Annotated in this window: 20 protein-coding genes and 2 tRNA genes; 8 read left to right on the top strand and 14 right to left on the bottom strand. The window is 67.2% G+C overall.

Features of this window, described 5'->3' with window-relative positions; all coding sequences use genetic code 11:
• Window positions 1-9: 9 nt before the first annotated feature.
• The 3 genes from AB0L82_RS04915 to AB0L82_RS04905 form a co-directional block, all read right to left on the bottom strand.
• Window positions 10-1,008 (bottom strand): AraC family transcriptional regulator ligand-binding domain-containing protein, encoded by a 999-nt coding sequence (locus AB0L82_RS04915; protein ID WP_364631139.1) that lies wholly within the window; start codon window positions 1,006-1,008, stop codon window positions 10-12.
• A gap of 134 nt (window positions 1,009-1,142) precedes the next feature.
• Window positions 1,143-1,490 (bottom strand): DoxX family protein, encoded by a 348-nt coding sequence (locus tag AB0L82_RS04910; protein WP_364631136.1) that lies wholly within the window; start codon window positions 1,488-1,490, stop codon window positions 1,143-1,145.
• A gap of 40 nt (window positions 1,491-1,530) precedes the next feature.
• The gene (locus AB0L82_RS04905; RefSeq protein ID WP_364631133.1) at window positions 1,531-2,049 is read right to left on the bottom strand and encodes a hypothetical protein; all 519 of its coding nucleotides are present in this window, start codon (window positions 2,047-2,049) and stop codon (window positions 1,531-1,533) included.
• Window positions 2,050-2,175: 126 nt separating this feature from the next.
• Between AB0L82_RS04905 and AB0L82_RS04900 the strand changes: the two genes are divergently transcribed.
• A complete protein-coding gene (locus AB0L82_RS04900) occupies window positions 2,176-2,724 on the top strand; it encodes a helix-turn-helix domain-containing protein (protein ID WP_364631130.1) in 549 nt (182 codons plus the stop codon).
• A gap of 39 nt (window positions 2,725-2,763) precedes the next feature.
• Here the strand turns inward: AB0L82_RS04900 and AB0L82_RS04895 are convergent, their stop codons facing one another.
• Window positions 2,764-3,369, bottom strand: coding sequence for a LemA family protein (locus AB0L82_RS04895; protein WP_364631127.1), 606 nt, complete (start codon window positions 3,367-3,369; stop codon window positions 2,764-2,766).
• Window positions 3,366-4,184 (bottom strand): DUF3137 domain-containing protein, encoded by an 819-nt coding sequence (locus tag AB0L82_RS04890; RefSeq protein ID WP_364631124.1) that lies wholly within the window; start codon window positions 4,182-4,184, stop codon window positions 3,366-3,368. The genes AB0L82_RS04895 and AB0L82_RS04890 overlap by 4 nt, the downstream gene beginning before the upstream one ends.
• A gap of 376 nt (window positions 4,185-4,560) precedes the next feature.
• On the opposite strand from AB0L82_RS04890, the gene AB0L82_RS04885 reads away from it, so the two are divergent.
• Together AB0L82_RS04885 and AB0L82_RS04880 are read left to right on the top strand one after the other, a co-directional pair.
• Window positions 4,561-4,637, top strand: a tRNA-Arg gene (locus AB0L82_RS04885).
• A gap of 8 nt (window positions 4,638-4,645) precedes the next feature.
• Window positions 4,646-4,717 (top strand) — tRNA-Gln (locus AB0L82_RS04880).
• Between the two features lie 18 nt (window positions 4,718-4,735).
• Here the strand turns inward: AB0L82_RS04880 and AB0L82_RS04875 are convergent.
• The 3 genes from AB0L82_RS04875 to AB0L82_RS04865 form a co-directional block, all read right to left on the bottom strand.
• Complete coding sequence (locus AB0L82_RS04875; protein WP_364631121.1) at window positions 4,736-7,345, bottom strand: DNA translocase FtsK; 2,610 nt, start codon at window positions 7,343-7,345, stop codon at window positions 4,736-4,738.
• A 220-nt stretch (window positions 7,346-7,565) separates the two neighbouring features.
• Entirely contained in the window at window positions 7,566-10,487 is a 2,922-nt protein-coding gene (locus AB0L82_RS04870; protein WP_364631118.1) for a BTAD domain-containing putative transcriptional regulator, read from the bottom strand.
• Between the two features lie 127 nt (window positions 10,488-10,614).
• A complete protein-coding gene (locus AB0L82_RS04865; RefSeq protein ID WP_364631115.1) occupies window positions 10,615-11,232 on the bottom strand; it encodes a TIGR03085 family metal-binding protein in 618 nt (205 codons plus the stop codon).
• Window positions 11,233-11,602: 370 nt separating this feature from the next.
• Here AB0L82_RS04865 and AB0L82_RS04860 point away from each other — a divergent pair, with 370 nt between their 5' ends.
• Complete coding sequence (locus tag AB0L82_RS04860; RefSeq protein ID WP_364631112.1) at window positions 11,603-11,989, top strand: DUF4189 domain-containing protein; 387 nt, start codon at window positions 11,603-11,605, stop codon at window positions 11,987-11,989.
• Window positions 11,990-12,013: 24 nt separating this feature from the next.
• On the top strand, window positions 12,014-12,571 hold the full coding sequence (locus AB0L82_RS04855; protein ID WP_364631108.1) for a hypothetical protein: 558 nt from the start codon (window positions 12,014-12,016) through the stop codon (window positions 12,569-12,571).
• A gap of 220 nt (window positions 12,572-12,791) precedes the next feature.
• Here AB0L82_RS04855 and AB0L82_RS04850 read toward each other — a convergent pair whose 3' ends face one another.
• Window positions 12,792-14,879: a ribonuclease J gene (locus AB0L82_RS04850; protein WP_364631105.1), complete on the bottom strand. Its 2,088-nt coding sequence runs from the start codon at window positions 14,877-14,879 to the stop codon at window positions 12,792-12,794.
• The gene (gene dapA, locus AB0L82_RS04845) at window positions 14,876-15,784 is read right to left on the bottom strand and encodes a 4-hydroxy-tetrahydrodipicolinate synthase (protein WP_364631102.1); all 909 of its coding nucleotides are present in this window, start codon (window positions 15,782-15,784) and stop codon (window positions 14,876-14,878) included. The genes AB0L82_RS04850 and dapA overlap by 4 nt, the downstream gene beginning before the upstream one ends.
• A 146-nt stretch (window positions 15,785-15,930) precedes the next feature.
• Here dapA and AB0L82_RS04840 point away from each other — a divergent pair, with 146 nt between their 5' ends.
• Window positions 15,931-16,437 (top strand): hypothetical protein, encoded by a 507-nt coding sequence (locus AB0L82_RS04840; RefSeq protein WP_364631099.1) that lies wholly within the window; start codon window positions 15,931-15,933, stop codon window positions 16,435-16,437.
• Window positions 16,438-16,464: 27 nt separating this feature from the next.
• Here AB0L82_RS04840 and AB0L82_RS04835 read toward each other — a convergent pair whose 3' ends face one another.
• From AB0L82_RS04835 to AB0L82_RS04825, 3 genes are read right to left on the bottom strand one after another with little or no spacing between them, the layout of a single operon-like run.
• Window positions 16,465-17,508, bottom strand: a complete 1,044-nt coding sequence (locus tag AB0L82_RS04835) for a hypothetical protein (RefSeq protein ID WP_364631096.1) — start codon at window positions 17,506-17,508, stop codon at window positions 16,465-16,467.
• Window positions 17,495-18,787: an ATP-binding protein gene (locus AB0L82_RS04830; protein WP_364631093.1), complete on the bottom strand. Its 1,293-nt coding sequence runs from the start codon at window positions 18,785-18,787 to the stop codon at window positions 17,495-17,497. The genes AB0L82_RS04835 and AB0L82_RS04830 overlap by 14 nt, the downstream gene beginning before the upstream one ends.
• Window positions 18,784-19,452: a response regulator transcription factor gene (locus AB0L82_RS04825; RefSeq protein ID WP_364631090.1), complete on the bottom strand. Its 669-nt coding sequence runs from the start codon at window positions 19,450-19,452 to the stop codon at window positions 18,784-18,786. The genes AB0L82_RS04830 and AB0L82_RS04825 overlap by 4 nt, the downstream gene beginning before the upstream one ends.
• Before the next feature lie 154 nt (window positions 19,453-19,606).
• Between AB0L82_RS04825 and AB0L82_RS04820 the strand changes: the two genes are divergently transcribed.
• Together AB0L82_RS04820 and AB0L82_RS04815 are read left to right on the top strand one after the other, a co-directional pair.
• Window positions 19,607-20,122 carry a hypothetical protein gene (locus AB0L82_RS04820; RefSeq protein WP_364631087.1) on the top strand — a complete coding sequence of 172 codons (516 nt, stop codon included), beginning with the start codon at window positions 19,607-19,609 and terminating at the stop codon, window positions 20,120-20,122.
• The gene (locus tag AB0L82_RS04815) at window positions 20,119-20,517 is read left to right on the top strand and encodes a hypothetical protein (protein WP_364631084.1); all 399 of its coding nucleotides are present in this window, start codon (window positions 20,119-20,121) and stop codon (window positions 20,515-20,517) included. Before AB0L82_RS04820 ends, AB0L82_RS04815 begins: the two co-directional genes overlap by 4 nt.
• 6 nt (window positions 20,518-20,523) lie before the next feature.
• Here AB0L82_RS04815 and acs read toward each other — a convergent pair whose 3' ends face one another.
• A complete protein-coding gene (gene acs, locus AB0L82_RS04810; protein ID WP_364631081.1) occupies window positions 20,524-22,476 on the bottom strand; it encodes an acetate--CoA ligase in 1,953 nt (650 codons plus the stop codon).
• Window positions 22,477-22,527 lie beyond the last annotated feature (51 nt).

The raw sequence follows: 22,527 nt of genomic DNA, 5'->3' as shown, positions 1-22,527 counted from the left end.
CGGAATCCCTTATGGCGCGGGCGGATGCGAACGGGTGACCACCGCCCAGCGCAGAGCCGCCCGGCGCATGGACGCGGAATCGGAGTAGCCGAGCAACTGCGCCTGTCTGCCCCGGCTCACCGGACCGCCGATCGAGGCTGCGGCCAACCGGGCCGAGCGCGCCCGGTCCAGTTCCCGCCGCCAGGTCGTACCCGCTTCGGCGAGACGGCGTTGCAGCGTGCGCGGACTGGTAGCCAGACTGCGCGCCACCCTTTCCAGTGAGATATCGCCCGCGTCGAGTGCCTCGGCCACCGCGACCGCAACCCGTTCGGGCCACGCCGATTCCAGTGGCGGGGGCGGCGGCAACGCCTCCGCCAGCGGTTTCAGCACGGCCGCGAGCACCGGATCCGCACTGGTGAGCGGCATATCCAGATCGGACGCGCGGAATGTCATGGCATCGGTGTCAGCGCCGAATTCGATGATGGCGGAACCGAATACCTCGCGGTACACCTCGATCCGGCGCGGCGCGGGCCGTCGCAGCGAGACCCGAATCGGATCCAGCGGAGCGTCGACGACGCGGCGCGCTCGGGTCAGCACCGCGGTCAAACCCCACAGCTGGGTGTAATCCCGCGTCGCGTCACCACCGTCGACCATATCGAGCCGCAACGCCGGACCACCCGCACCGTCGACCAGGTCGAACCGGTGGTTGGTGGTGACGGCACTGACATACGGCCCGCACGTCGCCAATCCCGCGCGCAGCGTCGGGGCACTGGTGAACAGATAGTCGTACAGCCGAGTCGCCTTGAGCTCGTACCGGCTCGCCACCCGCAGCGCCACATCCGGATCCCCGAGCGCCCGCGCCCCGACTTCCCATAGCCGCCAGAAGGTTTCACTGGGCACGTGCACGCCATTACCGGTCAGTGTCCAGCTCGGCACCCCGGATTCCCGGATCAGGTGTGCTCGATCCAACCCCATGGCCGTCAACTGCGAGATCACGAACCGGTGCAGCAGAGTCTGATCGGTGCCCAACGCCCCTCCCTCAACCGCTCACATGGTCGACGGCCAGGACAGTACCGCACCCGGCCGGTGCTCCGGAGCGAGAATTCGCCCGTCGCCCGAAAGCAGTTCCGCCGGATGCGCTGTCGTACCGGATCGAGCCGGTGTCACGCGACCGATTGCAGGGCGACGGTCGCGGCGGCGGGCACCAGATACAGCACCGGGAAGATGGCCGATCCCGCGTGACCGGCACGGATCGAGGTCGCCGACGCCAGCAGGAAATAGAGGATGAGGCAGAGCGCGGCCGCGATACCGATCGGCGGGAGGAAGAAGCCGACGATCAGGCCGAGCGCGCCCGCGGATTTGGCCAGCGCCAACCAATTCCACCAGGGCGCGGGGACGCCGTACTGTTCGAGCGGTTCGATGACGAACTGCTTCCGGGTGAACAGGGAGAACCCGGAGAAGCCGATCCAGAGCGCGGCGACGATGGCGACAATATGATACGCGGTGGTCATTGTTCGAGATCCTTTGTGCGTGAAGCTGTTTCGGTGACGGTCAGACGGTGGGCGCGAGCCGCCGGGCCCGCGCGGTGAGCAACGAGCGCACGAACTCGAGATGGTTGGGCAGGACGCGCTCCCAGATCGCCCGGGCGGCCGGATCGATGAATCGGACGAAAGTCGCCAGCAGCACGCCGGTGTCATCGCGGCGGAAGAGCAGCTGACCTTCGAAGCCACGGGTGGATTCCGCTTGCAGCAGCAGGTATTCGGGTGCGGAGTACGCGATGCGCCAGCCCGCGATCGTCCCCTCGGAGCCGACGGGGGCGAGCTGGAGCGCGATCCTCCGCCAGCCCCGCTGAAGCGCCGTCGCGACGTCCGGGGCCACCTCCTCCAGAATCTCCCGAGCCCACTGTTCGGCCGGACGCGTTCCGGATGCGCTGGTGCGCAACAGGTGCGCGTCGTAATGCCCGAAGCCGGTCAGGGTGGTGAGGGCGAGCGTGTCGGCATCGAGGCTCACCTCCTCGACGGTCAGCGGTTCGGTGTCGGCATACCGCTTGTTCGAGTCACGGTGCGTCATGTGGATTCCCTATCGATCAGTGTCGTCGGTGGCGGCATGTCGTCCGCCATCGATAGATACAGAACAGTACTGTATCTATCGCGGATGATTGAATCAACAGCACCGACTACTGATTGGTTGACATCGATGGCCCCACCGGTGCGCACACCCAGACAAGCCTGGATCGACGCCGCCCTGGCGATCCTGGCCGAGGCGGGTGCCGAGGCCATCCGGGTCGAAACGCTCGCCGCCCGGCTCGGCGTTACCCGGGGCGGGTTCTACCGGCAGTTCGCGAGCCGCCAGGAATTGCTCGACGCCGTGCTCGACAGCTGGGAACTTCGCACCGTCGACGAGGTGCGCGAGCGCGTCGAACGCGAGGGCGGGGACGCCAAAGCCAAGGTGCGCAAGGCCGGTGCGCTCACCTTCTCCCCCAGACTGCTACCCATCGATCTCGCGGTCCGCGAATGGGCGCGGCGCGATCCCGCCGTCGCCGACCGGCTGCGGCGCGTCGATAACGAGCGCATGGAATACCTGCGCGATCTGATCGGCACGATCAGCGACGATCCGCGCGAGGTCGAGGCCCGGGCCATGCTCGCGTTCTCACTGGTGATCGCCAACTATCTGATCACCGCCGAACACGACACCGGGTCTCGTGCCGAAATCATCGACAGCGCAATTCAATTCGTGCTGAAGTAGCGCTCACCGCGCGGCCGCGCGCGACCGAATTTCGGAGCCCTACCGATCCGGCTGATTCCGGAACAGCCGATCCACCCGGACGCCCGCGCGAGCTTCGGGGGTGCTGATATCGAAATACTGCGCGGGCGACACATGATGGCGCCTGGCCACCATCGAGGCGGGGATCGATTCGATTTTCGTGTTCAGAGCGCGGACGTTCGCGTTGTAGAGGCGCCGGGCCGCGGCGATTCGATCCTCGACATCGCTCAGTTCGCGTTGCAGTGCCGCGTAGTTCTTGACCGATCCGAGGTCGGGATACTGTTCGGCGAGCGCCGACAAATGTGACAGCGCCGAGGTGAGGGCGTTTTCGGCGGTCGCGACACCGGTGATCTCACCGTGGGTTTCGACCGGGTCGGCGGCGAGTGCGCGCGCACTGTCGCGCGCCGAGACCACGGCTTCCAGGGTTCCACGCTCGAATTCGGCGGCGCGTTCGACCGTTGCCACCAGATTCGGCACCAGCTCGTGACGGCGCTGTAGTTCGACATCGACCTGCCGCCAGGATTCGGCAACCAGATTCCGCAATCGAACGAAATCGTTGTACGCGGCGAAGTACCACAGCATCGCCACCAGTGCGATGACGATGAGCACGACGACGATGAGGGTCATGCGTGTTCCCTTTCAGCGGGGGATCCGTAATCGGTCCAGACGAATCGTGGGATGCCATCGGCGATTACGCGCATCGCGTCGAAGACCGCCCCGATCTCACGGGGCCGATTGCCCAGGGTGGTGGTACCGACCAACAGGTTTCCGACGATTTCGAATTTGGTCAGCATGACCGCGCCGCCGTGCCGCCCGGCGATGTCCAGCAGTTCGCCGATCGTGCGCGGCGTGAGCACCGCGTGCGCGAACCCCGGATTCGCGGAATACACCGAGAACTTGTCGTTGAAGTCCGCCGATTCGAACTCCACTCGAGCACCGGTGGTCATATCCAGCGTCACCCCGAGGGTCAGTCTGGGCAGTGCCGCGGGCAGCGTCAGCACGAAGACGTTCCGATAGTGGGTGCTGACATTGATTCGATTGTTGTGCAGCCAGGTCAGATGGAAGAAGATCGCCGGATAGTCTCCGACCCGCCCCCGCATGGTGTCCCGGATCCGATAGCGTCGCGCCCGGCCGATATTGAACGGCGGAAAATCCCAGGTCGGCACCGGCCACTCGGAGGAACGCCGGTATTCGAAGCCGTTCTCTCCCGCCCACCGCGCCGTCCACCGCTTGCGGAACGATTTCACGATAATTCCGGACGGCAGGAAAGCCAGGAATGGCGTGAGCGGCAGCAGTACCCATGCGAGCGGGCGGCCGTGATCATGCCACCACCGATACTGGAAGATCACCAGCGCGACGAAAGTCGCCAGCGACAGAGTATTGAGAAACCACGGCCGAGACCACACCGGACCGCTGTCACCGCGCGCTTCCCACTCGGTCACATCACTCATCATGCCCACCCCCACGCCGCCCACCCTGAGCGACCGCACCGATTGTCTCAGGCACCCGCAACCGGTTAAACGCCTGGTCCCGGCACAGCGAGGCCCCGGGCCGCCACCGGGCCGGTAATTCGGTTTCGCCTGCGGCGACCGGCTGCTACCTTCGATACAACGATCCGATACGAGAAAAGGGAAGGCGGAGAACATGTTCGGACAATCGCTCCGCCGCCGTATTCGCAGCGGTCCCTAGGTCTACCGGTAGACCCGCAGGGCCGCTCTGGCGAATCAGCCACGGAGCGGCCCTTTTTCATTCCCGAACACTTACACCCGCACACCTCGATGGCGAGTAGATGTCAATGCGGACATCCGTGCGGGGCAGGTGCCCGTAGCTCAAACGGACAGAGCGTCTCGCTACGAACGAGAAGGCTGGAGGTTCAATTCCTCCCGGGCACTCCATATTTCAATGAAGCGTGGTGTAATCGGCAGCATGGCGGATTCTGGTTCCGCCGGTTCAGGTTCGAATCCTGGCGCTTCAGCTCGGTACTCGGGGTGAATCAGCTATCGGAGTCTCCGGTTTCCGGGGGCTCACCACCACCACCGCGGATGGTCCACAGCAACCCGTCCAATTCATCGGGCTTGACGAGGACATCGCGGGCCTTGGAACCCTCGGAGGGTCCCACCACTTCCCGGGTCTCCATCAGATCCATCAGGCGGCCCGCCTTGGCGAAGCCGACGCGGAGTTTGCGCTGCAGCATCGAGGTGGAGCCGAATTGCGAGGTGACAACCAATTCGATGGCCTGCAGCAGCAGGTCGAGGTCGTCGCCGATATCGGGGTCGACATCCTTCTTCTCACCGGTCTTGGCGGCGGTGATGCCTTCCTGATATTCGGGTTCGGCCTGGGTTTTGGCGAAATCGACGACGGCCTGGATTTCCTCGTCGGAGATGAACGCGCCCTGCAGACGGGTCGGCTTGCTCGCGCCCATGGGCAGGAACAGGCCGTCACCCATACCGATCAGCTTCTCCGCACCCGGCTGGTCGAGGATGACTCGCGAGTCCGTCAATGACGAGGTGGCGAAGGCCAATCGGGACGGGACATTGGTCTTGATCAGGCCGGTGACCACGTCCACCGAGGGGCGCTGGGTCGCGAGCACCAGGTGAATGCCCGCCGCACGAGCCTTCTGGGTGATGCGGACGATGGCGTCTTCCACATCGCGCGGCGCGGTCATCATGAGGTCGGCGAGCTCGTCGACGATGGCCAGGATGTACGGGTACGGGCGGTAGACGCGTTCACTGCCCAGCGGTGCAGTGATCTGGCCCGATTTCACCTTGCGGTTGAAATCGTCGATATGGCGGACCTTGTTGGCCTGCATATCCTGATACCGCTGTTCCATCTCCTCCACCAGCCAGGCCAGCGCCGCGGCGGCCTTCTTGGGCTGGGTGATGATGGGGGTGATCAGATGCGGAATGCCTTCATACGGCGTGAGTTCCACCATTTTGGGGTCGATGAGAATCATGCGGACCTCATCGGGGGTGGCCCGGTGCAGCAGTGAGATCAGCATGGAATTCACGAAACTCGACTTACCCGAACCGGTGGAACCGGCGACCAGCAGATGCGGCATCTTGGCCAGGTTCGCCGAGAGGTATTCGCCCTCGATGTTCTTACCGAGGCCGATCACCAAGGGATGGTGATCGTTTCGAGTCGACGGGGCCTTGAGCACATCGGCCAGGCGCACCAATTCCCTATCGGCATTGGGCACTTCGATGCCGACCGCGGATTTGCCCGGGATAGGTGCGAGCAGGCGCACATTCTCCGTCGCCACCGCATAGGCGATATTGCGGGCCAGCGCGGTGATCTTCTCGACCTTCACGCCCGGGCCGAGCTCGACCTCGTAGCGAGTGACGGTCGGGCCGCGCACGAAACCCGTGACGGCCGCGTCGATTTTGAACTGGACCAGCACCTCGGTGATGGCCTCGATCATGGATTCGTTGGCGGCGCTGCGCTTCTTGGGCGGTTCGCCATCGGTGAGCAGGGTCAGCGGCGGCAGATTGTAATCGCCGTCCACCTCCCGCTCGGTGACGAATTCCAGCTGCTGCGGCGGCGGGGGCGGCGGGGTCTGATCGACGACCTTGGGGGCCTTGCGCGCCTTGGGTTTCGGCGGCTCCTCGGCCGCGATCTCCTTGGCGTCCTGCAGCGGCGGTTCGCCGATGATCTCGGTGGCCGCGTCCGAACCGCCGAATTCGTCGGGCGGATAGTTCTCCGACGGGGTGCGACCGCGACGGCGGGATTTCACGCCCTCGTGGCGCGGGAAACCGTCCTCGTCGTAATTGGCCGGATCGTAGAGACCGGGTTCATCGGAGTAGCTCTCGTATTCATCGCCGCGGCTGCCGGTGCCGAAGATCTCGCGCAGCGCCTCGGGCACCTCACGCACCGTGGTGCCGGTCAGCAGCAGCAGACCGAATCCTATGGCCAGCATCAGCAATGGCACCGCCAGGAACGCGCTGAGCCCGTCGCTGAGCGGGCCGCCGATGACATAGCCGACGAATCCCGCACCGTGCGCGCGACCGTGCATATCGGTGGGCGAACCCGCCGCCAGATGCCAAATACCCAGTATCGGCAGTCCGGTGAGCAGCCCGCCCAGCACCAGGCGCGGCCGGATCTCCGGATGCGGTTCGGTGCGCATGAGAAGCACCGCGATGCCGATGGCCACGAACGGCAGTGCCGCCGAGGCGGATCCGGCGATCCAGCGAATCGCGGTATCCACCCCGCGCCCGACCGGGCCGCCCGCGGACAACCACACCGCCACCGCGATCACGATGCCGAATGCCACCAGCCCCAGCGCGATTCCGTCGCGCCGATGCCCGTGCTCGATCTCCCCGGCCCGGCTCATCGCCCGGGTGCTCGCGCCGAGCCCGCGCGCCAGCATGTTCCAGCCGTTGTTCACCGCCCGCGTGACCACCGCCAACGGCGCGGTATCGGACCTGCGCCGCGGCGCGGGCCTGCGCGCGGCGGCCGGACGTTTGGGGCTTCGAGTGCGACCGGCGCTAGCGGTGCGACCGCCCGCGGCGGCACGCGGAGTACGCGCCCGGGACCGTGCAGGAGTCTGCCCCCGCGTCGATCCCGCTCGCGAACGTGACGTTGCGGCACCGCGGGACTTACCTGGCATGACCCCCAGGCTAGCCGCAAACGCCCCACCCGGACCATCCGCAACACCCGGCCCACCCACAACAGCCCTGTGGGATAGGCAACGCCTATCGCCGCCGAAGTCCGCGAACACCGCCCATCACATGCTCCCGCACCCGAGACCGGAATCGAGCGGTGTCACGCGGACAGTGCGAAAAACGGCGTGTCGGCCACCTGCTACCGCACCGGGAGACGACGCCGCCTCAGCCGCCGACGGAGACCGGCTCGGGGCGGCCCGAGTGCGGTGTGGGGTCGACGAGGGCGCCCCAGCGGATCAGGGCCTGGTCGAAGTCGGGGATTTGGGTGGTGGCGGTGCGGTAGCACTCGGCGGCGTCGACATTGCGGCCCATGCGGCGCAGGGCCGTATAGCGGACCAGCAGGTTGTAGAGGTTGTAGGTGTGCAGGACGCCGGGGCGGGAGGAGTCGCGGGTGGCTTCGGCGCGTTCGGCGTGTTCGGCCGCCTGCGGGAGGCGACCGGCGGACAGGTGGGCGACGGCGGCGCGGGAGTGCACGGTGGATTCGAAGCGGGTCGAGCCGCCGCGGCGGGCGGTGCGCAGGGCGGCGTCGAACAGGCGGGCGCCGAGTTCGGCTTCCCCCTGGCCGCTGAGCACGCAGGCCGCTTCGGTCAAGGCCCACATGACATTTCGGCGGGTGCCGGGACGAGTGTCGCCGACCACGGCGCGGGCGGCGGCCGCGAGCGAATCGCGGTCCCGGCCCGCCGCCGAATGCGCCTGGGCGAGCAGGGAATACGCCACCCGGACGCATTCCGGGCTCGCGCCGCAGCGGTACAGGCGCAGGGCGGCGGCGAAATGCGTTGCGGCGCGGACCGGGTCGTGGTGATGCATGCCGAGCGCGCCCGCGAAGATATGCGTGGAGCCCGCGACCCAGGGTTCGACCTCGGTATTCACATCCTCCAGCAGCCGGTCCACATGGTCCGCGGCCCGCTCGGGTTCACCGAGCTCGGAAACGACCACGAATACCAGGGCCAGGCGAGCGCGATTGGCGGACAACGAATTACCGTCGGATTCACAGGCGCGGATCAATTCCTCCAGCGCCTTCTCGATATCGACCGTGGCATCGCTGGCGAGCATGGTGCCGGACACCGCGAGCGCGAGATCCGCGGCCAGCAGCCGATGCCGCCGGGTGCCCACCGCCGCCAGCCGGTACAGCGCGACCAGATTCCGCCGCTCCACATTCATGAAATCGCGGGTGGAATCGAGATCCGCCAGCCGGGTGCCCGGATGCGCGGTAGCGGCCAAACCCAGCCGAACACCCGGATGTCGCACGCGCAGCACGGTTTTCATGGTGGCCAGGTAGTAGTCGAGCAGCCGCTCGACGGGGTCCACGAGAACGCGCCGTTCCGGGCATACGATCGGTTCGGCCTGCTGACAACCGGCCGCGAACAGGCGCATCAGATCGTGATAGTGATAGCGGCCCCGGCCCACCGTCTCGAGCATGCCGCGATCGACGAGCTCCTCGCACAGATCCTCGGCGAGCGGTTCGATGGTGTCCAGCACCGCCGCGGTGGCGGCCAGCGGCAGATCCGGGAGTTCGGCGACGGCCAGCAGCCGGAAGGCGCGCGCGGCCTCGACCGGGAGCTGTTCGTATCCGGCACGGAAAGCCGCGGTCAGCGCCAGATCCCCGGCGCGGAAGCGATCCAGGTCATGGCGTTCCGCGGCCAGCCGGTCGGCCTCGGAGACGATGGTCCATTGCGGGCGGGCCGCGACCCGAGCCGCCACGATGCGCACCGCCATGGGCAGCCGCCCGCACAGTTCGACAATGCGGCGGGTGGATTCGGGTTCGGCGTTGACCCGGGCGGGGCCGACTATTCGCGTGAAAAGCGCTGCGGCCTCATCGGTTTCGAGTACCTTCAGCGCGGCCGAGCGCACACCGGGCAGAGCGGTCATGGGCCGCCGGGCCGTCACCAGGACCGCGCATCCGGGCTCGCCGGGTAGCAGCGGCGCGATTTGCGCCGCGTCACAGGCATTGTCGAGTACGAGCAGCATGCGACGCCCGCTCACGGCGGATCGGAACAGGGCCGCCCGCTCGGCCGCCCCGGCGGGTACATCGCGCGGCGGCACATTCAATCCGCGCAGCAGTGCGCCCAGCACCTGTTCGGGTTCGGCCGGATCCGCGCCCGCGCCGTGCAGATCGACATACAGCTGCCCGTCCGGATATCGATCCCGAATCCGGTGTGCCACATGCAATGCCAGCGCCGTCTTGCCGACTCCGCCCATGCCCGAGATGGCCACGATCGGGGTGATGCTGTCGGCCAGTACACCGCACAGTTCGCGCGCCAATTCCTGACGTCCGGTGAAATCGGCTGTGTCCGGCGGCAATTGCGCGGGTTTCGGCTGCGCCGCCACCGCGGACCCATCGCCGGGCACTTCGTCGGACAGGATCTGGCGATGCAGTTCCAGCAGCGCGGGACCGGGTTCGATGCCCTGTTCGGCGACCAGCAGCCGCCGGATGCGCTGATATTCGCCCAGCGCCTCGGTACGCCGCCCGGCCCGGTACAGCGCGGTCATCATGAGCCCGCGCAATCTCTCACTGTGCGGGTCGACGGTGATCAGGGCTTCCAGATCGGCCAGGGCACGCGAATAGTCCCCGCGCCGCACGGTGATATCGATGAGATCCTCACGCAGCACCCGCTGTAAACGACGTAATCGGGCGCGTTCGGCACCGGCCCACGGTCCGGGCACACCGGCGAGCGGATCACCGCGCCACAGCCGCAGCTGCGCCCGCAGGATGGCGTCCGCCCGCTCCAAATGTCCGTCCGCGCGGGCCTGTTCGGCCTCGGCGCGGCAACCGTCGATGCCATCGATATCGAGTTCGAGCGGACCCTCCAGGCGGTAGCCGCGCGACTCCGAGAACAATCGCACCGTCTCCGGCCGCGCCGCCAGCTGCTTGCGCAGCGCCCAGGCGTAATTGCGCAGCGCGCCTACCGCGGAGGAGGGACGATCGATGCCCCAGATCCCGTCGGCGAGTTCCTCGATCGATACGGTGCGCCCGCGCGCGAAGGCGAGCATGACGAGCGCGGCCTGCTGCTTGGGTGGCATGGGTGTGGCGGGGACGCCCTCCGTCGTCAGCTCGACCGGCCCGAGAACCGCCAGTTGCCAAGACATTGCCTACCACCTCATCACACCACGGGCCGCTGCCGAGCACAGAAACTACCGGCCGACGCGTGATCGTTTCATGATCGGTGGTCACGCTGCCACCGGCGCGGGCGGACCGTCCCGCATACCGGAATGGTCAGACGCTGCGGTCGAGCGCGTAGACGGCTTCCACATCGGCGGGATCGCCGGTGGCCTCCAGCCGCACGGCATTGCGGCCGAAGGCGTGGAACAGCAGTTCGGAGGGTTTTCCGGCGAGTACGACGGTGCGATCGCCGACCTGGTGCGCAACCGTGCGCCGGCCGTCGGGTGTGGTGAGCGCGACGGTAACCGCCGATTTGCGATAGGCCATGCGCGACAAGCCGGTCAGCACTTTCCAGAGCCGGTCCTCATCGGCGGTGGAGAGTTCGCGCGGTTCCCAGCCGGGTTCGGCGCGGCGCACGTCCTCGTGGTGGACGTACATCTCGGTGAGGTTCATCAGGGAATCGACCGGTCGCAGGAACCACGGCGGGCCACCGGCGATCTCTTCGAGCAGCTGCGGGAACGGCCGTTCGGCGACCTTGTCCTGTACCCGCTCCAGATAGGGCGCGAAGGGCTTCAGCATGATGCCCGGGGCGGCGTCGGGGCGGCGTTCGCGAACGATCAAGTGCGCGGCCAGATCTCGCACCGTCCAGGTGCCGCACAGGGTGGGCGCGTCCGGACCGGCGGCGGACATGGTTTGCACCAGTGCCTGGCGCTCCCGTTGGGCCATACTCATAAGGCCACACTAACCGGATGGTGGAGCCGATGCATGATGCGCATGCACAGGTGGCGGGGTCGCTGAACGAGGCGCTCGCACGCCGCTGGGCGCTCCCCCGGATCGCGCGGCCGCACTCCCCCGGGTCACGTGATCGCGTCGGTTGAGTTGCGCCTCAATTGCTGGACGGTTCGGCAGCTCGAGCCGGGCACCCGGTCCGCCATAAGGTCATCCCTTGATCATTTACGCGCCGCCCGATCCGATCCCGGATGGGGCGGTGGGATATGCCGCCGCCGAGCCGGTTCCGGGTTGGCGTCGGCGAATCCGGGTCGGTAGCTTGATCACTCGGTCCATCGGGGAATGGATCCACTGCATACGAAGGGGCAACACCTTGAAAAAGATCGTCAGTGGCGCCGCCGTGATGGTCGCGGCCGCGGGCTCACTGCTGGTGAGCTTGGCGGCTCCGGCCGGGGCATATACGGACAACTTCGGCGCGATCGCGCTGTCGCCGTCCACCGGCCGCATCGGCTACTCCTATGACTATCCGGATCGCGCCGCCGCGCAGGGCGGTGCGATGAACTCGTGCACGTTCGACGACTGCCGTGTCGTCGCCAGCTTCGGAAACGGTTGCGGTGCGGTTGCCTACTCCCGCCGCGCGGGGCTGTACACCTACGGTGCGGCGTACTCGCGTTCGGCGGCCCGCACCCAGGCGCTCACTCGGAACAGCTCCGACGCCACCATCATCCACTGGAACTGCACCACCGGCTACCAGCTCTAATATCCGTTCAGGGGAGAAAATTCGTTGAAGCACAGCATCTTCCGCGCCACCGCCGCCGTGGCGCTGGCCGCCTCCGCCTTCGGACTGGTCGCCTGCAGCACCAGCGAGACCAAATCGGATAGCGCGACCACCACGAGCGCGTCCGCACCCACCAATAATTTCCAGGGCAGCACCGACGACACCAAGGAGACCGGCGCGCCGCCGTCGACCACTCCCGCGCCGAACCTGCCCAAGCCGACGGTCGCCGAACTGAACGACAAGATCACCAAGGCGTTCGACCCGTCCATCGACGCCAAGACCAAGATCGACTGGATCGAAAACGCGGGCCAGGACCCGCAATTGGTCGCCAAGCTCGTCGACGCCGCAAAGAAGAACGACGTCAAGGTCGAGATCACCAACGTTCCGGACCCGGCCGACGGCAAACTCAAGGCAGATGCCAAGGTCACCATCGCGGGCAACCCCGTGAACAACGCCACCGTCTCGTTCGTCGCCGAGGGCAACGAATGGAAGGTCGACCACGCCTTCGCGTGCAGCATCGTCAAGGCCGCCAAGCTGGATTCGGCTGCCTGCCAGGACAACTAGAGCCTTACCAGGTTCCCGCCCCGACACTCATGTTGTCGGGGCGGTTTTGTTCCAAGGTTCGATAACCGAGTTCGCCGCACCCGCCATTCCGCACACTCATGCCTAGATGCGCATATTTCAATCCAGGTATCTATCTGTTTGTGCCTTCGGTGGATACGCGAGAGCGCCCGATAGCTGGTGCTACCGGGCGCTCTCGCGGTGTGGCTGTTTGTTATTCGGGTCAGACGCCCATGACCGTGGGGACGATCATCGGACGGCGGCGGTACTTGTCCGCCACCCACTTGCCGACCACCCGTCGCACGCTCTGAGCGATGCGGTGGGTGTCGGTGACGCCTTCGCTGGCCAGCCGGCGGAGTTCGGCTTCCACGAGCTCGTGGGCGTCGATCAGGGCGTCCGGATCGTCGGAGAAGCCGCGGCCGGTGACCTCGGGGGCGCTGACGGCCTTACCGGTGGTGGAGTCGACGGCGACGGTGATGGAGATGAAGCCGCCCTCGCCCAGAACCAGGCGGTCCGAGAGGGTGGATTCGCCGACATCACCGACAGACAGGCCGTCCACGTAGACCTGGCCGACGGGGACGCGCCCGGTGATGGTGGCGATACCGTCCACCAGGTCGACCACTACGCCGTTCTCGGCGAGCATGACTCGCTCTTCGGGAACGCCGGTGGCCACCGCGAGCGCGGCGTTGGCGCGCAGATGCCGCCATTCGCCGTGCACGGGCATGGCATTGGTCGGGCGGACAGCGTTGTACAGGTACAGCAGCTCACCGGCCGAAGCATGTCCGGAGACATGGACTTTGGCGTTCTGCTGGGTGATGACGGTCGCGCCGATCCGGGTCAGGCCGTTCACCACCGTGAAGACGGCGTTCTCGTTGCCGGGGATCAGCGAAGACGCCAGCACGACGAGATCGTCGGGGCGGATATTGATCTGGCGATGATCGCCGCGCGCCATCCGGGACAGCGCCGAGAGCGGTTCGCCCTGCGAGCCGGTGGAGATGAGCACCAGCTTGTGCACCGGCAGGTTCGCGGCCTGATCGATATCGACCACGAGACCGTCCGGCACATCCAGATAGCCGAGGTCCTGCGCGATCTGCATATTGCGGACCATGGAGCGGCCGACGAAGCAGATGCGGCGGTCGTAGCGCTGGGCCACCTCCACCACCTGCTGGATGCGGTGCACGTGAGAGGCGAAGGAGGCCACGATGACTCGGCCCTTGGCCTTGCCGATCACATTGTCCAGCACGGGGCCGATCTCACGCTCGGGCGTGACGAATCCGGGGACCTCGGCATTGGTGGAGTCGACCAGGAACAGGTCAACACCCTCGTCACCGAGGCGGGAGAAACCGGCCAGGTCGGTGAGGCGGCCGTCGAGGGGCAGCTGATCCAGCTTGATATCGCCGGTGTGCAGTGCGATACCGGCGGGCGTGCGGATCGCGACGGCGATCGCATCGGGGATGGAGTGGTTCACCGCGAAGTACTCGCAGTCGAACGGTCCGTGCTGGGTGCGCTGGCCCTCGGTGATCTCGATCAGCTTGGGCTGCAGGCGATGTTCGCGGCATTTGGCCGCCACCAGCGCGAGGGTGAACTTCGCGCCGACGACCGGGATATCGCGGCGTAGGCGGAGCAGGAACGGCACCGCGCCGATGTGATCCTCGTGGCCGTGGGTGAGCACGACGGCCTCGATATCGTCCATCCGATTCTCGATGGGACCGAAGTCGGGCAGGATCAGGTCGACGCCGGGCTGCTGATCCTCGGGGAAGAGCACACCGCAGTCGATGATGAGCAGCTTGCCGTTGTATTCGAAAACGGTCATATTGCGGCCGATTTCGCCGATACCGCCGAGCGCGAACACCCGCAGGCCACCCTTGGGGGCGGCGGGCGGCGGGTTCAGCTTCTGGCGTTCGACGCGCGGCTGGGCGGGCGCGTCGGAGCGGTCGTTACGGCCGCCGCCCTGGCGGGAACGGCCGCCGGGCTTGCGATTTCGCTCACCCTGACGCGAGCGCGGGGCGGATTCGTCCTGGCGCGCGCGGGCGGGCTCGGCCTTGGCGGCCTCGGTCTTGGCGGGCGCGGCTTCGGCGGTATCGCCGTTGCGAGCGCCACGGGCGGTGCCATTGCGGCCGTTGCGACCACGGGTCTCCGCGGCGGCTTCCACCGGCGCGGCCTGCGCTACCGGCTTATCCGCGGCAGCGGCCTTGGGCTCGGCCGCTTTCGGCTGTGCGGCAACGGGTTCCGGCTTATCCGGCACGGGGGCCGGGGCTCCCGCGGCGCGGGAGGCGGTGCGGCGCGGGCGACGTCCCTCGGGGCTGCTCATGCAAGCACCCCCGCGGCCCGCAAATCGACCGCGAGTTCTGCGAGTTGTTCGGATGTGGGCATGATTTGTGGCAAGCGTGGCTCCCCGGTCTCGACCCCGAGCAGCCGCAGGGCGCCCTTGGTCATGGCGACGCCGCCCAGGCGGGCCATGGCCCGGTTGAGCGGAATCAGGCTGACATTGATTTCACGGGCCCGCACCACGTCACCGGCCGCGTAAGCGGTGGCGAGCGCGCGCAGGCGATCGGGCACCAGATGCCCGATGACGCTGATGAATCCGGTGGCGCCGACGGACAACCAGGGCAGGTTGAGCACATCGTCACCGGAGTAGAACGCCAGTCCGGTCTCGGCGATCAGTTCCGCGCCGGCGTTCAGATCGCCCTTGGCGTCCTTCACCGCGACGATGCGCGGATGTTCGGCGAGGCGGCGAATGGTGTCGGGCGCGATGGCCACCACCGACCGCGGCGGAATGTCGTAGAGCGTGACGGGCAGATCGGTGCTGTCCGCGATCGCGGTGAAGTGCGCGATCAGGCCGTCCTGGGTGGGACGGGAGTAATAGGGGGTGACGACGAGCAAACCGTGCGCGCCCGCGCGCTGCGCGGTGCGTGCCAGCTCGATGCTGTGCGCGGTGTCGTAGGTGCCGACGCCCGCGATAACGGTGGCGCGGTCACCGACCGCGTCGACCACGGCGTGCAGCAGATCGAACTTCTCGGACTCGGTGGTGGTGGGCGATTCGCCGGTGGTTCCGGAGATCGCGAGCAGATCGACACCGCCGTCGACCAGGCGTGCGGCGAGCGCCACCCCGGCATCGACATCGAGCTTGCCTTCGGCGGTAAAGGGGGTCACCATCGCGACACCGACTGTGCCGGACGCGCGCAGCTCGATTCGCGTCGATTCACCGTTCGTCATAGCCAGAAGGCTACCCGGTCATCGAATCACCTTTTGCATCGTTATACCCGAACCGGCCCGGCGATAACGGTGATTCGCATCGCCCACCTTGGGGTGACGTCAGAAGTTTCCTTGAATGATGTCAGATGTGACAGCACACTGGTGTCATGGATCTGAACAAGTACACCGCCCAACTACGCGAGAACCTCATCGCCGCGGCCGCTCTGGGCGATGAGAAGACACAGTCCACCGCCGCGGCGCTGGCCGCCGCCACCGAGAGTTCGGCTCGGCTGGTTCTGCTCGCGGCGCTGTCGGAATTGGCGAGCGAGGTGAGCGCGTCGGTCGGCGATCGCACCGTGCGCGTCTCGGTCGACGGCACCGACGCACACGTGGATGTGCGCAAGACCGCATCCGCCGAGGAAGAGCATCAACCGACGTTCGAGGAGATGACCGGGGATATCAGTCGCGTCACACTGCGACTGGTGGAGCAGATCAAGTCCCGAGCCGAGGAGGCCGCCGCACAGAGCGGGCAGTCGCTGAACTCGTGGATGGCGACGGCCGTGCAGGGTGCGCTGCGCGATCAGATGAAGCGGGGCGGTCCGGGGCGCTGGGATATGCCGCGTGAGCCGAGGGAACCGCGGGAGCCGAAAGAGCCGAAGGATCCCTCGAACTAGTCGAGAAGCAAGCCCGGCGGCAACTAGCTAATCGGTGACGCTGACCTTGCCGTCCGTATCTATCTCGGTGCGGCGGTCGTGATCCGGGGCGTGTGCGAGGACGGTGGCGAGCACGCTGCGTCCGAGGGGTAGAACTCGCACCGTTACCGATCCGGCGTTCGCGGCATCCAATTCCCTTGTGGCGGCGTCGATTACGCGTCTGCGCACCCATTCGGGAACGCCCGCGAAACCACCGTCGTCCAACAGCACCACTTCCACGCCCCGAGAACGAGCGCCGCGTGCGGCCCCGCTGAGTTCATCGGTGACCAGCTGCGGAGCGCGCAGACCGTCGCGGAGTTCGGCCTCGAGCAGGCGGCATTCCTCGCGTTCGGCGGCGGTGAGTTCGGCACCGTCGGCAATGCGCTCGAGTATCGGGCGCGCCACCCGGTCCAGCCGGGCGAGTTGGCGGGTGCGCTCGCTGTCGGAGGCCGCCATGGTGGCCTCGGCGGCGGCGCGGATCATGGCGTCCTCGCGCAAGAGAACCAGGGAGCGCTGCATCGGGCGCATGACGGCCGCGAACACCGAGATGGCGGCGACGGTGCCGATCGGCACGAGCGTGCCCAGCACCGTGCGGGAGTCGAGTTGTGCGCCGAGTCCGGCCAGCAGGATCACCCCGGCGACACCGGCGACGCCCACCCAGGCCAGTCGGCCGCGACCGCGCAGCACCAGCACGGTCAATACATAGGAGGCCGCGAACGCCGACCACACCGATTGATTCGCGCGTTCGGAGTTCGGGGTCATGATGGTGAGCGCGGTGGCGATCGGACCGGAGGCCGCCGCGTACAGCGATACCGGCAGCGGTAGCGGATCCACCGGCATGACGATGACCAGCGCACCGGCGCTGAGAATGATCACCATGCTGAAAAGCGCTGCCCACTGCGGTGATTCACCGAAATTGCGCAGCATGTACAGCCCGATGGTGGCTTCCAGGATGAGCAGGAACAGCCATGCCGCGCGACCGCGCAGACCTAGCAGATCACGCAGGCCGAATCGCGAATCCAGTTCGGCCGCATGGTATTCAACGGGAACCATCGCCACCCCAGACCAGCGTCACGGTGGTGCCCTCGCCGGGTGCGGATTCCACGAAGGCCGAACCGCCCGCCAATTGGCGCATGCGGCCCAGGATGCTCATGGAGATGCCGAGCCGGTCGGCGGAGACCTTGGCCAGGTCGAAACCCGCGCCGTCATCGGTGAAGGCGATGCGAATGCTGCCCGCGCTGACCGTCGCGGTGACGGTGCGGCGGACATCGCGGCCGGGGACGTGGGCGTGCCGCAGGCTGTTGCGCACCGCCTCGGTGAGCGCGGCGGCGATGGTGCTGGCCGAATGCACCGGCATGCGCAGATCGTCGTAGCCGGGCCAGGTGCGGGTGGCGAAGCGAATGCTCGGATTCACCTCGTGCACGGCGGTTCTCAGGAACAGCACGGCGGTGCGGGCGTCGAGCAGATCGGGATCGCGGTCATCGCCGCGGCATTCGTCGAGCTGTTCCAGGGTGCGTTCGGCTTGGCGGCGCAGTACCGAGGATTGGGTGCCCGCGCGTGAGGCCTCCAGCAGGGTGGAGAGCACGGCGTCGTGAATGAGCGCGGCGAAGCGGGCGCGTTCGCGGTCCCGGCCCTGTGCGGCCGCGGCGGCGGCCGCGCGACGGCTGGCGATGGCGGATTCGCGGTCGACGCGGGCGGCCGCGCCGGTGGCGGCGGTACCGCACCAGACGAACAGGGCCGCCAAACCGGCTGCGCGCAGGAAGTTCTCGACCACGGACAGCGGCGTGACGGTGGCGACGGTGTACACCGAGGCCAGCGCCGCCGAGGTCGCGGACACCAGCAGATAGGTCACGGCCCAGCGCGCGGGCCAGGCCAGCACGGCCGCTGTCACGGCCAATGCCGTCACGCGGTACGGCCACACCGTGGTGGCGTCCACCGAATGCGTTTCCAGCGCGATGGGGATGGTGGCGAACGCGAAGAGGAAACTGATTGCCGCGCAACCGCATACGATGCGGATCGCGCGCGGTCCGGCCAGCGCGGACACCACCGCGATCACCGGATACCAGCCGAAGGCCAGCACCACTGCGGTGATCGTCCACCAGGCTCCGGCGACCCGGCCCTGTTCGGCGATCTCCGGCAATTCCATACCGCCGACAATGATTCCGGCGATGCCAATGGAGATGCCGAGCCGCCGCATGATGCGGTCGTACGCGGCGGTGGCCGGATCCTCCTGCGGCACCGTGAGTCCGCCGCGCACCCGCCGAATGAGCGCGGTGACGGCGGACATCGAGGGTGCTCCGGGCGTGGTGTCCAGCGTGCCCGACGCGGTCATGCGCGCGGGTGTCGTTCGGGGACGGGCAGCCAGCCGTCCTCGACTGCCCGCTTGTACAGATCGGTTTTGGTCGGGGCCGGGCGGCCCGCGTCGGCGTACTTCTGCCGGATTCGGCCGAGGTAATCGTTGACGGTCTGTTCCGAGAGGCCGGTCATGCGGGCCACGCGGGAGGCTTTCTCACCCGAGGCGTACAGCTGCAGAACCTGCTGCTGGCGCGGGCTCAATCCGACATTGGACAGCTGCGGATCACCGTCGATGGCCGCGGCCCAGTCGGTGGTCACCACCTGTTCGCCCTGCGCGGCGCGGCGTACCGCGGTCACCACGGTGGGCACATCCTCGGATTTGCGGACCACGCCGAGCACACCCGCCCGCGCGGCCTCGCGCACCAGGAACGGATTGTCCGCCCCGGTGAACACCAGCACCTCGATCCCGCGTTCGCGCAGGGATCGCACATTGTCGTCCGGTGAGGATCCGTCGGCCAGCCGCAGATCCAATACCACCAGGTCCAAACGCGGGTTCGCCGACAACAACTCGGCCACCGTGCCCGCGGTGATCACCAACTCCAGATCGGCCTCGGGGGCCAACATGGCCGCCAAACCGATTGCCACCGACTCGTGATCCTCCACCAGCCCGATACGGCGAATCCCCGAATCCTGTGCCTCCACGGCGGCCCTCACCTCTTCCCACAACCGAATATCCGTACTGAGTATGACGGTAACCAGTCCCGATTCGTCAGCCACCAGAATTCGGGGGGAAAAGCCGGGGGCGGGTTTGTAGGGTTTGCGGGGAGAACCGCAGGGCGTGTGAAGGGATCGGAATATGCCGGACGAAGTGCTGCTGGACGACTTCGAGGACACCGGGAAGTGGGAACTCGCGGGGGCGGGGGCGAGTAAGGCGCATATCACCACGTTCGCCGAGGGCGCGCCGGTCAAGGATCCGCTGGCCTATCCGGATGGTGTGCGCGGGGAGGATCATCGGGCGCTGGCGGTGCTGGTGCGCGGGGCCGCCGACGGGCATGAGATCGAGCTGGTGGCCAAGGCGGATCGCGCGGTCGCGCTGCCGGGCGAGGTGAGCGGAGTGGACCTGTATGTGCGGTCGCCGCACGCGTCGATCGAGGTGTCCGGGTTCATCGCCGGGGCCGGACAGGACAGTGTCGAGGTACTGCTCGGGCGGATTGCCGTCGCACCGGAATGGCAGCGGATCGGGGAGGAATTGCGCGAGGCGCTGACCGGGGCGGAATTGCTCGGATTGAAGATCCGGCTGGTGGAGGTCGTGAAGCAGGCGGGTGAGGTCATGATCTTGTTGGACGATTTGACCGTACGCTCATCGTCATGAGCGAGAGCACAGAACTATCGCGCCCCGGGCGGGGCACCGCCCGGGCGCTATCGGCATTTCTCTTCGGTATGGGGACTTTGCATTTCGTGGCCCCGAAACCATTCGACGCCTTGATTCCGGACCAGCTGCCCGGATCGGCGCGGGCGTGGACGCTGGGATCCGGGGTCGCCGAGATCGCGGTGGCCACCGCCGTCGCGGTCCCGCGCACCCGGCGGCTGGGCGGACTACTGGCGACGCTGCTGTTCCTCGGCGTGTTCCCCGGAAATGTGAAGATGGCGAGCGATTGGGTGCGCAGCAGTAAGCCGCTGCCGCTGAAAGTCGGTGTGCTGCTGCGCCTGCCGATGCAGATCCCGATGATTCTGCTGGCACGGAAGGTGTATCGGCAGGCTGCCTGAGCACGGTCAGCGACGGGTGATCGCCTCGAAAACCTTGGGGTCGACCAGGGTTGAGGTGTCACCCAGTTCGCGGCCCTCGGCCACATCGCGGAGCAGGCGGCGCATGATCTTGCCGGAACGGGTTTTCGGGAGTTCCGGAACGATGTGAACGTCACGGGGGCGGGCGATCGGTGAGATCTCCCGGGACACTTCGGCTTTCAATTCCTTGATGAGGGCGTCGCCGGTGTTCTCGGCCTCGCCGGTGAGGATGACGAAGGCGACGATGCCCTGGCCGGTGGTGTCATCGGACGCGCCGACCACGGCGGCTTCGGCGACACTCGAATGGCCGACCAGCGCGGATTCGACCTCGGCGGTGGAGATGCGGTGGCCGGAGACGTTCATGACGTCATCGACTCGGCCCAGGACCCACAGGTCGCCGTCGGTGTCGAGTTTCGCGCCGTCACCGGCGAAGTACCAGCCCTTGTCCGCGTAACGGGCCCAATAGGTTTCGCGGTAGCGGTCGTTATCGCCCCAGATACCGCGCAGCATGGACGGCCACGGCTGGTCCAGGACCAGATAGCCATTGGCTTCGGTCTCGCCGAGGACGACCGGGTTGCCCTCCTCGTCAACGACTTTCGCGGAGATACCCGGGACCGGAGTCATAGCCGCACCCGGTTTCGCGGCGGCGACGCCGGGCAGCGGCGAGATCATGATCGCGCCGGTTTCGGTCTGCCACCAGGTGTCCACGATGGGAGTACTGTTCGCGCCCACCACATCTCGATACCAGCGCCACGCCTCCGGGTTGATCGGCTCGCCGACCGAACCCAGCAGCCGCAGTGAGGACAGATCGTGGGCATCGGGGATCTCGCGGCCCCATTTCATGAAGGTGCGGACCAGCGTCGGGGCGGTGTAATAGATGGTGACGCCGTACTTTTCGATGATCTCCCAGTGCCGGTGCTCATCGGGGAAGTTCGGGGTGCCCTCGTAGACGATCTGGGTGGCGCGGTTCGAGAGCGGACCGTAGACGATGTAGGAGTGGCCGGTCACCCAGCCGATATCGGCCGTGCACCAGTAGACATCGGTCTCGGGCTTGTGATCGAAGACGGCGTGGTGGGTGTACGAGGTCTGAGTGAGGTAACCGCCGCTGGTGTGCAGGATGCCCTTGGGCTTACCCGTCGTGCCGGAGGTGTAGAGGATGAACAGCGGGTGTTCGGCATCGAAGAACTCCGGCTCGTGCTCGGGTGAGGCGTGCGCGACGGTCTCGTGCCACCACAGATCGCGACCCTCGGTCATCGGGGTGTCCAGGCCGGTGCGGTTGACCACCAGGACGTGCTCGACGCTCGAATCCGGCTGTGCCGCAATGGCTTCATCCACGGCGGGCTTGAGCGCTGCCGCACTCCCCCGCCGCCATTGGCCGTCGGTGGTCACCACCAGCCGGGCCCGCGCGTCCTCGATGCGCTGTCCCAGTGCGCCCGCCGAGAATCCGGCGAACACCACCGAGTGCACCAGCCCGAGTCGCGCGCAGGCCAGCATGGTGACGATCGCCTCGGGAACCATGGGCATATAGATGGCGACCCGGTCACCGGCGCGAAGTCCCAGAGCGGTGAATTGATTTGCCGCTCTGGAGACTTCGGCCAGCAGGTCGGCGTAGGTGATGGCGCGGGCATCACCCGGCTCGCCGACCCAGTGGATGGCGACCTGGTCGCCGTGTCCAGCCAGCACGTGCCGATCGACGCAGTTGTACGCGACGTTCAGCGTGCCGCCCACGAACCATTTGGCGAAAGGCGCGTCATCCCAGTCGAGTACGCGGGTCCACGGCCGCGCCCAATGCAGGCGCCGCGCCTGTTCGGCCCAGAAGCCCTCGCGGTCCGCCGCCGCCCGATCGTAGAGGGACACAGTGGCGTTGGCGGCGGCCGCGAAATCGGGGCTGGGCGGGTAGCTCAGCCGGTCGGTGTGGTCGCGGTCGATCGTGCTCGTCATCGTGCTTTCTCCAGTCGAAAGGGCAGGGCGGTAAGGGTTTACGAATCGAGC

Source organism: Nocardia sp. NPDC052001 (assembly GCF_040680615.1).
Classification (GTDB): domain Bacteria; phylum Actinomycetota; class Actinomycetes; order Mycobacteriales; family Mycobacteriaceae; genus Nocardia.
The sequence above is the reverse complement of the archived record's forward strand: the minus strand, read 5'-3'. Positions and strand labels throughout refer to the sequence as shown.